Here is a 16,099-nt window from a genome sequence, read left to right on the forward strand (position 1 = left end):
TTCACCACTCAAAATGTAAAATTCTAGTTAACTAACTAGTGTTTTATGGCGCAAAAGATTTGATTTAAATCAAGTAGCCACTCAAATTTGCCCCGCCAATTAAGCTTACTTTAAGTTTTAACCGCTCAAAATTAACACAAGCTTAAATAACGACAGTCACTCAACTCAAATAGCTAATATATAAGCAATTTAACATAGATTAACACTATAACCTCAGCGTAACGGTCTAAGTCACATTAACCTCTACCGCCTCAAAGATGACTACCTCTTTTGGGTAAGATCGTGTTGAGGAACCCCCTCATGCTAAATAAGAGGTAAAAACCTCATAGCAGATAGCAGCTAACCTATGCAGGGAATAAAAATGATGATGAATCGGTATAAACTAACAAGCGCTGTAAAATCAGCAATCGGCATTGGTGCACTTTCCTTTGCCCTTGTGGGTTGTGGCAGCGACGGTAAAGATGGTGAAGACGGCGAAAATGGCAATATCGGTGTCGATATCCAGCAAGCCACTAGTTTGCAAGCCAATATACTCCATGCCACTGTGACCGACGGTATTGTTGCCGTTGACTTTAAGCTAGAGAACGCCAATGGTGTAGCCGTATCGGGCTTAGAGTCATTCGATGACATTAATACCTTAGGCTTTGGTATCGCTAAGCTTGATGCACTACAAAAGCGTGACATGCATGCTGTAGGGCAACCTGCAACGCCAGAACAGTATAAAGGCACTAAGCCTACTCAATGGACCAGTTATATCAATACGGTGAAAAGCGCCAACTTAGAGCATATTCCTGAGGGCTTCAATCATCTAGCTGGCGACCAGATCCAAGCTAATATTGAGACAAGCTGTAAAACAGAATGTATTGAACGACTAGAGCATGGCACCTATCGCTATACCTTCTCAAAAGCACTGTCAGAATATGAACAGTTAGAAGCGGTTAATACTGAGTTTAATGCAGAGCTGACACACCGTGTCACATTAGAGCTTAAGCCAACGAGTACATTTAGCGCCGCCACTCTTATTAACACCCACTATGATTTTGTGCCAGCACTCGATCGTGCAGCCAGAGCTGATGAAACTCGTAATCTCGTTGACCTGCAAGAGTCATGTATTCGCTGTCATAGCGATGACTACGGACACGCTTGGGCACCTAAGTTAATGATGCATGGCAGCAAACGCATCGAAATTGAGAACTGCGTAGTTTGTCATACAACCTACTCTGGCGATCCTGAAACCGGTGCAACCATTGATTTCGGTTCAATGCTTCATCGCATCCATGACGGCACTTACCTAATGGCCGGATACGGCGGCAGTGTACATGATTACACAGAGACCACCTTCCCTACCGATATGGGGAATTGCCAAACCTGTCACATCAATGAAGAGCACTCTCCAGCACAAGCCGAGAACTTCCAGTTCCATCGTCAAGAAGCTTGTGCATCTTGTCACATGGCTGACTTCAATCCTGTCGATCAAGCTGAGTGGTTAACCCCTCCAGGAGAAAGCAAAGATCGCGGCTTTGTCGGCAACTACTTCCACTATTATGCCGATCCTGAAATCGATGGCGTTACCGGTGCAGATGTACGTGGCGTGTTTGAAAACCAATCTTGCTCAAGCTGCCATGCTGACGATAGTAACCCACAAGGCGCTGCTCTATTCCATATGGCACATACCAACACTCGTGACCAAATCCTTTCAGATATCGAGTTAGAGTTGAGCAATGCGTCACTGATAGTTGAAGACGACACAGCTTCTATGACATTTACACTAAGCCATAAAGGTTTGGAAAGTGTGTTTGCCGACAGTGTTAGCAGTATTTGGTTAACAGCAGCAGGTGAAGTTGATAATGATTTCACTAGTGAGGTAGCAAATAACCAGTCTCGCAAAGTTTGGGATCTAATATCTAATGCCAATGTTTCAGCACAGGAGTCTGCATTCGCTACCGATTTCACTATCGCTAATATCAATGCCAATGACTTTGGTGTAGCTCATTCAGGCATGCTTATGGCGAAAGCGATGGTATGTACCGACAAAATGAGCCAAATACTCACAGCTTGTGAAGTGGCTGCTGGTGAAGAAGGTGAAATTGAGCTATTAGAGGTCACTTTAGTTGCCGAAGGAACCGTGTTTGGTACTACTGAAACTCGTCGAGATGCAGCCTCTGAAGCTAAATGTATTAGCTGTCACGAAGGTGAATTCGATATCAAAGCCGTTCATAACCGTAATAGCAACCCATCAGATTCTGGGTGTGGTGCATGTCATTCACCAGTGACAGCAACCAGCTTTACTGATGGAAATTGTGCAAGCTGTCATAACAGCAATATGACGATGTACCTAAACGCAACATCGAAGCACACGCCTGGTGATATTCAGCCATTCCGTCAGCTAAATAATACCCTTGATTATCGCAACCTTGTACATACACTGCATGCAAGTAAGCGTACAAAATCTTATGGTAATAAAGATGTCGACTCAATTACTTTCCCTAACCACTATGGTGACTGCTCTACTTGTCATGATAAAGGTCAGCTGGAGATGAATGAGCTGCATAGCTTACCGGCAACAATCACAGCAAGAGAAGGTGCGACTGAGCGCGGTGATGCCGTCGAGTTTTCACCTATTGCTGCTACCTGTGCAGGCTGTCATACCAAAAATAGTCATTCACTGAGAGGCCATGTAGAAAGTAATGGTGGTGTTTTCGGTGCACCTATTGGCACTTATGACGGCACAGAAAGCTGTGCAACTTGTCACGCAGAAGGTAAATCTTTCGGAGTCGATAAGGTGCATCCGACTAACTACAAATAAGTGTAAACTTTAGTCGGAAACCTCGGCTACACCTTGCGATACTTAAAAAAGCGAGAAGATTATCTTCTCGCTTTTTTTGCCTCTAGTAAGCTAGAGTTTTTTGTCAATAGTGCAGCGACTATGTATGTACTGCATAAAGAAAAAACATCTAAATAAAGGAGCTTAAACCTGAGCACAAAACCAGCAACAACTGTGCAACAAGTAACCTTGTGTCTGCGAGTAATTCTTAATCGATAATTAAATTAGTCCTAAAAACACACTTTTCGCCCTACCCCTAAAGAAATAGTCTGACCTTAATCACATAAAGGGGTTAAAACACCTGCTAAATATCTCCCTCTTAGTTAGCCTTAGAGTTGGAAATAAAATTCCACACACTAATTGCAGCGAGGTGAGAATAATTCTCATAAAAGACCTGCAGTTAGTGATGATTAAAAACTATTGCAGGGACATAAAATGATGAACAAATTTAATCTAAGCGCTGCTTCAAAAGCATTGCTTACAGCCGGATTGCTATCACTAGCAGTTACGGGCTGTAGTGGTGATGATGGTAAAAACGGTGAAGATGGTAAGCCAGGTCCAGTTGGCAAGCCAATCGGTGAAGTATCACAAGTAAAAGCTGACATTACTTCAGCGAGTGTGAGTGAAGATGGTTTCCTAACCGTAAACTTCAATCTAGCTGATGCTAACGGCGCAGCAGTATTTGGTTTACAGCAAAATGATATTGGTGCAGTTTCTTTCGGCCGTATGGGTAATGAAGACGAAGTCGGCACTACTGATATTGAAGGTTCACCTCGCGAAATCTGGTTGAGCTATTTCAACAAAGATAAAGGTGAAGGGCACTACACAGGCTCATCATACTTCCAAGGTAAAAACTGCGAAGACTGTCTAACTGATAACGGTGACGGTAGCTATACGTTAGTATTAAACAAAGCTGTTGATACTTTAGATAAATATGCGTTTGATGCAGAAGCAACAAGCGGCATCTATTTAGGCGTTAAATCTGCAAATGATGCAGGTTCAACCCTTGTAAACAATACCTTCTTCTACTGGCAGCCAAGTTCTGACACAGCTCAAGACAAGCCAAAAGCTGTAATCGCCAACGAAACATGTCAATCTTGTCACCGCCCAGGTCAAGATGGTGCGTTAGCGCTGCACGGTGGCAAACACGTTACTCTTGAGTCTTGTACTTTCTGTCATGCTGACTACAACACTTACATGAAGCAAGACAAAGATGAAGAAGGCAACGCTGTTGGCGAACCATACCAGTTCGATGGTTCAATCAAAGGTATGGCTCACGATATTCACAGCCACTCTTACTATAATGGTATCTACCCACAGTCGGCTTCAAACTGTCTAACTTGTCACCAGCCAGATGAAAATCTAGCTATGGCTGACGCTTGGAAAGGCGATATCGATACAGCAACGTGTATGAACTGTCACAACAACCCATACGCAGTACCAAGCTGGCACTGGGACAGCGAAAATAACCAAATCGCTGATAGCAAAAAGAACTGTGTAAGCTGCCACAACGACCCAGACGGTTACCGTGGTGCAGAGCGTGGTCACTATGCTGAAAACGACAATGCACAAGCTGCTGTTACTAAAGTCACCTTTAACAGCATGAGCTATGACGCAGCCTCTAAGACAGTCACTGCTAACATGACTGTGACCAATGGCGACGCAACAGTCACTCTTGCACAGATCGACCCTAGCCCATACAAGTATGGTGGATTTACAAGTGCTATCGTATTCAATGGTGTAGTAGATGATGATTTCGTTGTTAACTACCAAAAAGTTGGCTACGACAAGTTTGCAGCGGGTGCTGAAGGCTCTATCGATGTGACCTTTACTGATGCAGACTATAAAGTTGCTGAAGTAATGGAAACTGCCGGTGTTAAAGCCGCGCTAAGCAGCCAGCTACACGTTTGTTTTGACGGTAAAGGCGCTGTAGCAGACTGTGAAAAGGCTGCCGATGGTTCAATTTCTAACTCAGGCCCATATGCAGTATCTGATACTTTCTACTTCGAAGTAGATGGCACTAAAGTTGAAAAGTCTCCACGTGTACAACACGCTGCAATGACTGATTGTCAACAGTGTCACACGACTGACATCAAGCACCGCTTCAGCAACGATATGGATGGCTGTGCAACTTGTCACAACGGAACTCGCGATAGAAAGACATCAAGCTCTAACTTAGCTTATATCGTTCACAGCAAGCACTACTTGTACGACAGCGGTGGAGACATGTTCTTCAAGAAGGCTGAGTGTCAAGCGTGTCACGGTGAAGATGGCTTCTCGCTAAGTAAGATCAAAGGTGATGCAGCACCTGTTGCATTTGGTAAGGTTCAGGATGGTGTTGATTCTGAAGGCAAGCCAGTCTATACCGATGAGCAGCTTGTTGTGTCTCCACAAACAGCAGCTTGTGTAAGCTGTCACCAAGCGCCATACGCGCTAGATAGCTCTGCGGCTTCACACATCAAGTCTATGGGCGGTATCTTAGTTCAAGAGGGTTCACCTTTATCAACACTAGGTATCCCAGCCTCTGAGTACGAAAAGCTTGATGTACAAGAGACTTGTTCTACTTGTCATAAAGACGCTTCTCTACTAGAAGCACACTCAAATTGGGGCAGCAGCTACTAATAGCAATGCTCATAGTTGACGTGTAATACAAAAAGGGAGGCTTAGCCTCCCTTTTTATTTGGAACATCACTTAAAAATCACGACCAACAGCCTCTGAAAACTTTTATTACATATATCACGTATATAAGTTCGATATTTTTAACTTTTACAACGTTTTGCCCCTCCCCCTCATACCTCTTTAGAAATAGGCAGATCCAAGTCACATCTTGACACCTGTTATGCAGATTTTAACCCTACATTACGTTAGCCTTTCATTGGGGAATCTTATTTCCAGCATTGACTTAAGCGGCAATTAAAAAATTACAGTCGGCTTCACTAAATCGAGCCACACGCCTAAGACAGTGCCAAACCTATGCAGGGAAAAAATGATGAATACAAACAAATCTAAAATTGCGCTGCTTCTAGCAGCAGGTGCTGTCTCTATGGCCCTAACAGGCTGTGGTGGCGATGATGGTAACGACGGTAACAACGGCAAGCCAGGTGGTCCAGCTGCCGATGTAATCAATGTACTTAATCTAAAAGTCACCGATGTCACTTATGCCGACGGTGTTCCGACAATCAATGTTTTTGCGACAAACGAAGAAGACCTACCTGTTGTAGGTTTAACTGCGCTTGAAGTGAAAAAAGTGGTACAACTTATCCCACAAGGCGCTACGGGTGCGGGTAACAGTGCAGAATGGCAATACATTGGTTCACAAAAAGAATTTGTTGACCAAAAGAATGGTAACTATAGCTTCACCATTCCAGTTGAAGGTTACAACTCTGAGCTAACTCAGCGTTATAACATCATAGCCAGTGCTTCGACACTAGCCGATGGCGAAACAGCCGTGCCGCGCACCGAACTGTCGCAAGATTTCTCAGGTGAAGGCTATGAAGCAACATACACCAAAGATGTCGTAGCAACTGCAAGCTGTAACTCATGCCACGCTGAAGGTAAGAAAATCTACCACGGTTATACTTCTTCAGAAACTTGCGCAGCATGTCATACCCAAGAGATGGCAGATAGTAAAGGCAAGCCACAAGTTGCATACAACCACTTGATCCATAACGTACACAACAACGCTAAGATGTACGGCAGAAATATGGATAAGAGCGCAGATACTGCTAACGCTATCGTTCAAGACAAGTGTACAACCTGTCACGTTGAGCCTACAGAAGGCAGCGATGAGCTAGGCGAATGGGGTAACTGGTCACGCGTTCCAACGATGGAAACCTGTACTAGCTGTCACGTAAACATCGACTTCAAAGCGGGTCAAGGCCACTCTCAACAAGCTGACAACTCAAACTGTATCGCGTGTCATAACGCGAGCTGGACTGAAGAGATCCACACTGAAGGCTTTACCCAAACTAAAGCGCTTATCGATACTTACGGCATGAATACTACGTTAGTTGTTAATGAAGATAAGACTGCAACAGTGACTGTATCTCTAATCGACGCTAACGGCGAAGCGGTTAACGCAACCACTCTTCTACCAAAACTACAGCGCGTTGAAGCGACAACTAACGTCGGTCCAAACAACGTTCAGTTAGGCTATTACGGTAAAGACAGCCTAAACCTAGTGCTTAACGGTAAGCTAGATGCTACTGCAGCAATTAATGAAGAAGGCAACATCGTCTACACCACTAAGCCACTAACATTTGGTACTGACGATGCTGATACAGCATTTACTTTCTCTGGCTTATCTATGTGTTCTGAAAACGGGGAATTTGTTGACTGTGACAAAGTCGCTGTTGAAGGCAACCTAGACGAAAAAGGTTACCTGCTAGACGCATTCTACACAGGTATGAAAGCTGATCTTGCATTCGCAACCTTCTCTGGCGAAGCACCAAGCATGCGTCATGTTGACTCTGTTAACTTCGACACTTGCGTTAGCTGTCACGGCGACACCTTCGAAATTCATAAGGGTTCTCACCACCCAGGCTTCGTAATGAGCGAGCAGTTAGCTCAAATCGTTGACGGTAAGACCATTGTAGGCGTTGACGGCTGTGTTGCTTGTCACACTCCAGATGGTACTTATGCTGGCGGAGCTAACATGGGCGCGTTAGAGCTAAAACTTCATAAAGTACATAGCTCTGGTGATTATGCAGCGATTGCAGGCATGAACTGTGACCAGTGTCATAACGACCTAAACCTTGATGCATTCAAGCAAAAAGGCGCGCTAGCGACTGCAGGCGGTTCTTACACAACGCCTATCGCAGCCACATGTATGTCATGTCACGTATATAGCCCTGAATCAGAAGCTAAATTTGCGGCTCACGCTGAAGGCCAAGGCGCATTGGTTAATGTTGACAAAGCACTTGCCAGTGATGCTGCGCAGCTAGAAACTTGTTTCTTCTGCCACGAGCCAACGCCAAACGATCACACTGCGGTGAAGATGTAATTTGCGCAGCTCTTATATAACTCAAGTTATCACGGCCTGAGTTAAAGAGTGTTGAAAACGGGGGAGGCCTCTCCCCCACTTTCTCTTCAAAATTGTGCAAGTTTAGGAAGCTATTATGAAGATCACTAAAAGATTAAAAACCCTACTACCAGCCTTGATGGCGACGGCGGTACTGTCACTTGGTTTCGCTCAGACGGCTACGGCTTCTAAGTGGGACGCTAAGATGACCCCTGATGAAGTCGAAGCAACACTGGATCAGAAATTTGCCGAAGGTAAGTACTCACCTAAAGGTGCTGACTCTTGCCTTATGTGTCACCGCAAGTCTGAAAAAGTGATGGACCTGTTCAAAGGTGTTCACGGTTCAGTTGACTCAAGCAAGAGCCCAATGGCTGGCCTTCAATGTGAAGCGTGTCATGGTCCTATGGGTAAACATAACCGCGGCGGTAACGAGCCGATGATCGCATTTGGTCCAGATTCAACTCTGGCACCAGAGCTACAAAATAGTGTTTGTATGAGCTGTCATAAAGACGACAAGCGTATGGATTGGAATGGTGGACACCATGACAATGCAGATGTAGCTTGTGCTTCTTGTCACTCAGTGCACACGGCAAAAGATCCAGTTCTTTCTAAGAACACTGAAATGGAAGTTTGTACTAGCTGTCATACTCAGCAAAAAGCTGACATGAACAAGCGTTCAAGCCATCCAATGAAGTGGGCGCAAATGGTGTGTAGTGATTGTCATAATCCACACGGCACTATGAGCGAAGCCGATCTTGTTAAGCCTAACGTTAACGAAACCTGCTACTCATGCCATGCGGAGAAGCGCGGCCCAAAACTGTGGGAGCATGCACCCGTTACTGAAGACTGTGTGACATGCCACAACCCACACGGAAGCGTTAACGAAGGTATGCTTAAAACTCGAGCTCCACAGCTTTGTCAACAGTGCCACTCATCTGCGCACAGCGGTCAAGCTCTGTTTGGCAACACAGCTCAAGGTTCAACTGTCGGCGGTAATGCCATGACTGGCGGCCGTAGCTGTTTGAACTGTCATAACCAGATCCATGGTTCTAACCATCCATCTGGCAAGCTACTGCAGCGCTAAGGGAGACGAGAAGATGAAATTCAAATTAAATTTAGTCACGCTCGCTTTGCTTACCAACGCCGGAATGATGTCTGGCGCAGCTATCGCTGCTGATGGTTATGGCATTCAAAATGCGAACACAGAAAAAGTAAAATTCGACAAGTGGGTTTGTAAAAACTGTAAAGTCGAAAAAGGCGCTAATGGTACTGTTGGTATTGGTGCGGGTTATAGCGACAGCGATGATATTCGCTCTGCAAATGCCTTTGCAACCGAAGGCGGTTTTGTCGGTAAAGTAGACGCCGATGTAAAATACACCGGCGAAAATGGCTATCAAGCGACTATCGAAGCTGACAATCTAGGCATGGAAAATGGCAGCGCCGAAATCGATGCAGGTAAAGCGGGTCAATACAATTTGAACCTAAATTACCGCCAGATTACGACTTACAAAACCGATAAAGCAATGAGTCCTTATCTTGGTATTGGTGGTGATGACCTTACCCTACCAGGTGATTGGGTTCATGCTGGTAGCACTCAAGATATGACTGAGTTGTACTCTAGTCTTAACCCACTTGAGCTATCACTACAGCGTAAACGCGCAGGTCTAGGCTTCGAATACCAAGGTGAGTCATTATGGAGCACCTACGTTAATTACCAACGCGAAGACAAAACGGGCCTTAAGCAAGCCTCTGGCAGTTTCTATAATCAATCAATGATGATTGCTGAGCCTGTTGATTACACCACTGATACCCTTGAAGCGGGCGTTCGCTTCTCTGGTGACAACTGGTTTACTTCAGTTAACTATAACGGCTCAACCTTCAAGAATGAGTATAGTGAGCTGTCTTTTGAAAATGCGTTCAGCCCAACCTTTGGTGCTCAAACAACTGGCTACATGTCTTTAGACCCTGATAACGAAGCGCATACCGTTTCAGTTCTTGGTCAATATGTTGCAGGCAGTACCGTGATGAATGGTCGTGTCTATTTGGGCCAGATGACTCAAGATCAAGACTTCAACACATCGGGTTACGGCTACCAAATGCCAAGTGAGTCGCTAGATGGGCGAGTCGATACTCAAGGTGCAACTCTTAAGGTTGTTTCTCGTATTAGTCGTCAGCTACGCTTAAACGCAAGCTATGATTATAGCGACCGTGATAACAAGACCAATGTTGAAGAGTGGACGCAGATCAGCATCGACTCTACAACAGGTCAAGCGGCTTACAATACACCTTATGATATCACCACCCACAAAGCAAAGCTGGGTGCAGACTATCGTCTAGCACGCGGCCATAAGCTTGAAGGTGGCTTTGACTACCGTAAAGATGAGCGTAGCTATTCTGATCGTGAAACCACTGACGAAAGCACACTTTGGGCTAAGTACCAGCTCAGCGCGTTTGCTAACTGGAACATGTGGATCAAGGGTAGCTATGGTCAACGTGACGGTTCTAAGTACCAAGCGTCTGAATGGACTTCAAGCGAATCAAACGACCTACTGCGCAGATACAATCTTGCCGATAGAAAGCGTACGCAAATCGAAGCCCGCGTGACTCACAGTCCAATCGACAGCCTAACGCTAGACTTTGGTGCTCGTTACGCACTTGATGATTATAACGAGACACAAATTGGCCTAACTGAATCGAAAGATATGAGTTATGACGCCAGTGTTAGTTACCTAATCAATGATGACATGACTGTTACGGCGTTTTATAACCGTCAGAACATCGATTCAGATCAAGCGGGTAGCACTAACCTAGGCGCACCAAACTGGTATGGTACGGTTGAAGATCAATTCGATATTATCGGTGCAGGCTTTAGCTACAACAATCTAATGGAGCAAAAGCTTCGTCTAGGTGTTGATTACACTTACTCAGACTCTAACAGTAATACCCAAGTCACTCAGGGCATTACTGGTGACTACGGTGATTATTACGCTAAAGTGCATAATGTTAACGTTTACGCCTTATACAAAGCGACAGAAAAGATGGATCTGCGCTTAGACTATAAGATGGAAAACTATAAAGACAATGATGCAGCAAATGACATCGCGCCTGATAGCATCTCGAATGTGTTAAGTTTTGGCAGCAATAGCCACGACTACAATGCACACTTGATCATGCTAAGCGTGAGCTACCGTTTGTAGTAATGGATGTGATCGGGTTATAGGCTAGCAACAACCAACCTATAACCCACAACACACATCTGATCATACTAAGCATGAGTTATCGCTTGTAGAAACTAGTTGTAATACACGAAAAGCCCGCTCATTGCGGGCTTTTTTATTGTCTAAAGTTCAATCGATAGCCAAACGACATAATAAGAAATAAGTGAACTCGCTCACCACAAAGCTAAAAACTCGCACTAAAAAAGGACTTACTCTCTATTCATCTTGAACTTATTGCTACTTTAGGGGATCTTACTTGCATCATCTCAATCTTAAGAATTTACATGACTCGCTCAACATCTATTTATAAAGTCGCTTTACTCTGCAGTTTAGTTGCGCCGTTACCCGCATTCGCCATGCAATCTGACACCACTAATGTATTACTGCTTGCCATCACCTTAGGCGGTTTTAGCCTATTCAACCTGCTACTCAATGGGCTATTTTATTTTACCGGCAAATATAACAGCCGTAATTTCGCTAAGATGCATGCTCTAATTGCGACTATCCCAGCCATTATTGCGCTGTTTATTGCGCTGATTTACTTCGATACCGCTGGCGCTATCTCGATGAATATCGGCGTCATCATTGTCAGTATTGGTCTTAGTTTATTGCCACTTCAACTTAATCTATCTGCCACGAAAGCACCGGGGAAACGCAGTGCACTAATTATCGCACTCGCAGCTATCGCACTATTAATCGGTGCGTATTACGTCGCGCCGATTGCCATTTTTGGTATCGCCTGTGCCCATGTTGCCTTAATTAGCCAAGCCGATATTAAAGTGAAGTTCTTAAGCCTTTCAGCTCTTGCTATTGGATATGGTTACTTAGGCTACTGGGCTTACCAAATTTTACAGTACAGCTAACGCACAGCAGAAATAACAAACGGGTAGCCCATGTCTAATGAAAACAGCTTCATCACCCTAAAAGCTGAAATAGCTCAATGTCAGCTCTGCAAGGAGTTTCTACCTCTTGGGGCTAAACCCATTATTCAGTTAGACAAACAGGCTAAAATTCTGATCGCAGGCCAAGCTCCAGGGCAAAAAACACATCACAAGGGACGCCCCTTCGATGATGCCAGTGGTGAGCGCCTGCGAACTTGGCTTGGGGTGACTCGCGAACAGTTCTATGACCCAGAGCTGTTCGCCATCGTTCCTATGGGATTTTGTTACCCAGGCAGTTACACCACAACCGATAAGCAGAGCGGTGACAAACCACCCCGACCAGAATGTGCCAATAAATGGCGCCAGCAGGTATTGGATCAACTTGAGCATATTGAACTGACGCTATTAGTCGGCAAATATGCCATCGAGTGGCATCTACAGCAGAGGCTCAGTGTTAGCCAATCTGTGGCAAACTGGCAGGTGTTATGGCCAAATACCTTGGTGATGCCTCACCCAAGTCCAAGAAATAACATCTGGCTTAAGCGCCACCCAGAGTTTGAACAACAAATTATCCCTCAGTTGCAAAGGCGTGTTGCATCCTTGATAAACTCAGCATAAACGACTCGCAAAATATGTATCAAGCTCACAGTTAGCTAAAAAAGTAATGCCACACATCTTCACTTTAAGGCACTGTACTTAAGCTTAATAAAAACAGCTTATTAGAAGCAGTTCAATAAAAAGTACTCTTAGTAAAAAGCAGTCTCCATCATCAGTCTTAGTCGTTAGTGAGGATAAAGTGTATTTTCTGGATGGTTATTTAGCTCGGCAAATTGTAAAGCGTACCATGAAGATCATTGGTCATAATATTAATGTGATGAATAATCATGGGGTGATCCTAGGCTCGGGTGAACCTCACCGTATTGGCGCTATTCACGAAGGTGCATTGTTAGCTATCAGTCAAAAACGCACCGTAGAGATCAGTACGCACAGTACAGGTACACTGCAAGGGGTAAAACCTGGCATCAATCTGCCACTACACTATAAAGGCAAGATAATTGGCGTAATAGGCATCACAGGCGAGCCAGAAAAGCTGCGTAGTTATGGTGAGCTACTCAAGATGACCGCCGAGATTATCGTCGAGCAAGCCAACACCTTAGAGCAAGCTCAGTGGCAGTACCGTCAAAAAGAAGAACTGATCATTGAGTTAATTAAATCTAAGGGGCCATTTACTCCTCATCAGCGAAATTGGGCATCCCAGTTGGAGATAGATCTTAATTTACCGAGAGTTGTCGCAGTGATAAAGGTGCAAGCTAGCGAAGAGGAAACAGCAGCTAACTCGATGTTAAAGCAGGTCATGCATCTGCTAGAGACGCCCTCTCGTGGCAACTTGGTCGCGATGAGCTCGATGACCGAGTTGGTTATTTTAAAGCCTGCGTTCTTGGATGGTAAAACTTGGGATCCTGAACTTGAAAGTGAGCGTATCGACCAGCTACTTGCAAGATTGCCTAAAGAATTTGTTAGTCGACTAAAAATCTCTCTTGGACATTTTTTTCCTGCTCCAGAAGATCTTAACCGCTCCTATCAAACTGCACTGGAAACCCTAACGATTGGCCAACAGATGCAACCGGAGCAGAGTAAGTATCTATACGAAGATTTTTCCCTGTTAGTGCTACTATCCGCTTTAAAAGATAGTTGGCGTGGTAAGGAGTTACTCTGTCCTTATCAGGCTCTTCTTAGCGCCGATAAAAATGGCCAGTTAGTCAAAACGCTAACCGCTTACCTACAACATTTTGGTGATCTACAGCAATGTGCTAATGTACTATTTATCCACCGAAATACGCTACGCTATCGCCTCGATAGGATCCAGCAGATCACCGGTGCAAATCTCAACCAACTGGATGGATTACTGCAGCTATATATTGGCCAGGTGATGCTAAAACAACCTTAATCGAATAGGTGTATGATGACCTTAATCTCAACAGGTAAACGCGGCTTCACCCTAATCGAAATGGTCGTAGTGATTATTGTGCTAGGGATCCTCGCCGTTATCGCCCTACCTAAGTTTGTCGATCTTAAAACTGACACTAAGGTGGCCACCCTAGACGGCATTGCTGCAGCGATGAAAAGCGGCTTGGATTTAGTCCACAGCAAAGCGGTTATTGAGGGTGAAAGTAACGGCTTTGGTAGTATTGTACATGCGGGAGTATCTATTCCGCTTTATAACGGCTACCCAGCAGTCGATGGCAACGACAGCTTCGATGAGCTTAATCGCCAAGTCCGGGCATGGCTCGATATCGACTCTGTTTCACTCACAACGATTCAACAAGACCCGCATGCAGCGCCTTTCTTTATCGACAAGTCTACGGCTAATAACCACATTTACATCTTTTTCTCAGAAGACCTGAACGATAAAAGCGTCAGCTTTAACTGCCATATTCGCTACGAAAACCCTATTGGCAGCACCCAACCGGTAATTACGGTCAAGCATAGCGACTGCTAAAAGTTATCCTCTATTCAATCAAACTCCTTCAACAGGCAGCACCAGCCGAAGCGTTGTGCACCTGCACAACAAAACTTTTCCATCAGGCGTAAAATTAGTGAACTTCACCAAAGAAATTACCTTGAGAGCACAGCATAATATTTCGGCCTGAAAACCCTTGGTGCGCTGGATCTCTCAGTTGTCCCAATTTGGCAAAACAAAAAAACCTTACATATAAAAAAATACCCAAATAGGGACCCCTATGAGCCTAGTACTGATCTTGTTGGCCGTGATTGCATTTATCGTCATTGCCACCGCTAAATTTAAGCTTCATCCGTTTTTAACCCTTATTCTGGCATCGTTTCTTGCCGCATTTGCCTATGGTCTACCGAGCGCCGATATCGCTAAAACCATCACCTCTGGTTTTGGCGGGATCTTGGGCTACATTGGTCTAGTTATCGTATTAGGTACCATCATAGGTACAATTTTAGAAAAAAGCGGCGCAGCCATTACCATGGCCGATGTGGTCATTAAAGTCTTGGGCAAACGCTTCCCAACACTGACCATGTCGATTATCGGTTATATCGTGTCGATCCCAGTATTTTGTGACTCAGGCTTTGTGATCTTAAACTCGCTCAAGCAATCGATGGCTAACCGCATGAAGGTGTCGAGCGTGTCTATGAGTGTCGCTCTTGCAACGGGTCTATATGCCACTCACACTTTTGTGCCGCCAACGCCGGGCCCTATCGCGGCTGCGGGTAACCTAGGCCTAGAGTCAAATCTTGGTTTAGTGATTTTCGTCGGTATCTTCGTTGCTGCCGTTGCCGCATTGGCCGGTACGCTGTGGGCTAACCGCTTCGCTAATACCCAGCCAGACGGTGAAGGCGCTGAAGAGCTTTTGAGTCACCAAGATGATTTCGACAAGCTTAAGCAAGCTTACGGTGAGCTTCCTAGCCCGACTCGTGCATTTGCTCCGATTTTTGTCCCCATTTTAATGATCTGTTTAGGCTCGATTGCCAACTTCCCATCGGCGCCACTTGGCGATGGCATGCTATTCGATATCTTGGCCTTCTTAGGTCAGCCAGTTAATGCATTGATGATTGGTCTATTCCTGTCACTGTCTTTATTAAAGGGCAAGGACAAAATTAAAGAGTTTAGTGACCGTATTAGCCAAGGCTTAGTGGTTGCAGCCCCTATTTTGCTTATTACAGGTGCGGGCGGTGCGTTTGGCGCGGTACTAAAAGCCACAGACATAGGTACCTTCTTAGGTGAGTCACTGTCGGCACTAGGTATTGGGATCTTTATGCCATTCGTGGTGGCTGCAGCACTTAAATCGGCTCAAGGTTCATCAACCGTTGCCTTAGTTGCGACCTCTGCACTGGTTGCACCTATGCTAGGCGATATCGGTCTTGCAAGTGACATGGGCCGTGTACTAACGGTCATGGCGATTGGTGCTGGCGCAATGACGGTATCTCATGCAAACGACAGCTTCTTCTGGGTAGTGACTCAGTTTAGCCGTATGAGCGTTAACCAAGCTTACAAAGCCCAAACTATGGCAACACTAATTCAAGGTGTTACGGCTATGGCTTTAGTTTACCTACTAAGCTTAGTGTTACTTTAACGCTGATTGGTCGATTCAAGTAGGCGAGTCGGTTTAGGCTTGCCTACTGTAGAAA

General features: G+C 45.0%; 10 protein-coding genes. All 10 read left to right on the top strand.

Going from position 1 to position 16,099, the window contains the following annotated elements:
- The first annotated feature begins 346 nt into the window (after positions 1-346).
- On the top strand, positions 347-2,806 hold the full coding sequence (locus JMA39_RS08975; RefSeq protein WP_237732741.1) for an OmcA/MtrC family decaheme c-type cytochrome: 2,460 nt from the start codon (positions 347-349) through the stop codon (positions 2,804-2,806).
- A gap of 453 nt (positions 2,807-3,259) precedes the next feature.
- Positions 3,260-5,446, top strand: a complete 2,187-nt coding sequence (locus JMA39_RS08980; protein ID WP_202721539.1) for an OmcA/MtrC family decaheme c-type cytochrome — start codon at positions 3,260-3,262, stop codon at positions 5,444-5,446.
- A gap of 365 nt (positions 5,447-5,811) precedes the next feature.
- On the top strand, positions 5,812-7,827 hold the full coding sequence (locus tag JMA39_RS08985; protein WP_202721540.1) for an OmcA/MtrC family decaheme c-type cytochrome: 2,016 nt from the start codon (positions 5,812-5,814) through the stop codon (positions 7,825-7,827).
- Between the two features lie 115 nt (positions 7,828-7,942).
- Positions 7,943-8,929 (top strand): DmsE family decaheme c-type cytochrome, encoded by a 987-nt coding sequence (locus tag JMA39_RS08990; protein WP_202721541.1) that lies wholly within the window; start codon positions 7,943-7,945, stop codon positions 8,927-8,929.
- Positions 8,930-8,942: 13 nt separating this feature from the next.
- Entirely contained in the window at positions 8,943-11,042 is a 2,100-nt protein-coding gene (locus JMA39_RS08995; RefSeq protein WP_202721542.1) for an MtrB/PioB family decaheme-associated outer membrane protein, read from the top strand.
- Between the two features lie 305 nt (positions 11,043-11,347).
- Entirely contained in the window at positions 11,348-11,926 is a 579-nt protein-coding gene (locus JMA39_RS09000) for a hypothetical protein (RefSeq protein WP_202721543.1), read from the top strand.
- 30 nt (positions 11,927-11,956) lie between these two features.
- Positions 11,957-12,562: a uracil-DNA glycosylase family protein gene (locus tag JMA39_RS09005; RefSeq protein WP_202721544.1), complete on the top strand. Its 606-nt coding sequence runs from the start codon at positions 11,957-11,959 to the stop codon at positions 12,560-12,562.
- A 178-nt stretch (positions 12,563-12,740) separates the two neighbouring features.
- Entirely contained in the window at positions 12,741-13,892 is a 1,152-nt protein-coding gene (locus JMA39_RS09010; protein ID WP_202721545.1) for a sugar diacid recognition domain-containing protein, read from the top strand.
- A gap of 12 nt (positions 13,893-13,904) precedes the next feature.
- A complete protein-coding gene (locus JMA39_RS09015) occupies positions 13,905-14,444 on the top strand; it encodes a pilus assembly FimT family protein (protein WP_331253372.1) in 540 nt (179 codons plus the stop codon).
- Between the two features lie 241 nt (positions 14,445-14,685).
- Complete coding sequence (locus JMA39_RS09020) at positions 14,686-16,044, top strand: GntP family permease (protein ID WP_202721546.1); 1,359 nt, start codon at positions 14,686-14,688, stop codon at positions 16,042-16,044.
- Positions 16,045-16,099 lie beyond the last annotated feature (55 nt).

The sequence above is a fragment of the Shewanella schlegeliana genome (genome assembly GCF_016765635.1).
Taxonomy (GTDB): domain Bacteria; phylum Pseudomonadota; class Gammaproteobacteria; order Enterobacterales; family Shewanellaceae; genus Shewanella; species Shewanella schlegeliana.

Bases quoted from the DNA above. Each gene is read 5' to 3' on its own strand.
- JMA39_RS08975 (WP_237732741.1), top strand. From the start codon at position 347: ATGCAGGGAATAAAAATGATGATGAATCGGTATAAACTAACAAGCGCT.
- JMA39_RS08980 (WP_202721539.1), top strand. From the start codon at position 3,260: ATGATGAACAAATTTAATCTAAGCGCTGCTTCAAAAGCATTGCTTACA.
- JMA39_RS08985 (WP_202721540.1), top strand. From the start codon at position 5,812: ATGATGAATACAAACAAATCTAAAATTGCGCTGCTTCTAGCAGCAGGT.
- JMA39_RS08990 (WP_202721541.1), top strand. From the start codon at position 7,943: ATGAAGATCACTAAAAGATTAAAAACCCTACTACCAGCCTTGATGGCG.
- JMA39_RS08995 (WP_202721542.1), top strand. From the start codon at position 8,943: ATGAAATTCAAATTAAATTTAGTCACGCTCGCTTTGCTTACCAACGCC.
- JMA39_RS09000 (WP_202721543.1), top strand. From the start codon at position 11,348: ATGACTCGCTCAACATCTATTTATAAAGTCGCTTTACTCTGCAGTTTA.
- JMA39_RS09005 (WP_202721544.1), top strand. From the start codon at position 11,957: ATGTCTAATGAAAACAGCTTCATCACCCTAAAAGCTGAAATAGCTCAA.
- JMA39_RS09015 (WP_331253372.1), top strand. From the start codon at position 13,905: ATGATGACCTTAATCTCAACAGGTAAACGCGGCTTCACCCTAATCGAA.
- JMA39_RS09020 (WP_202721546.1), top strand. From the start codon at position 14,686: ATGAGCCTAGTACTGATCTTGTTGGCCGTGATTGCATTTATCGTCATT.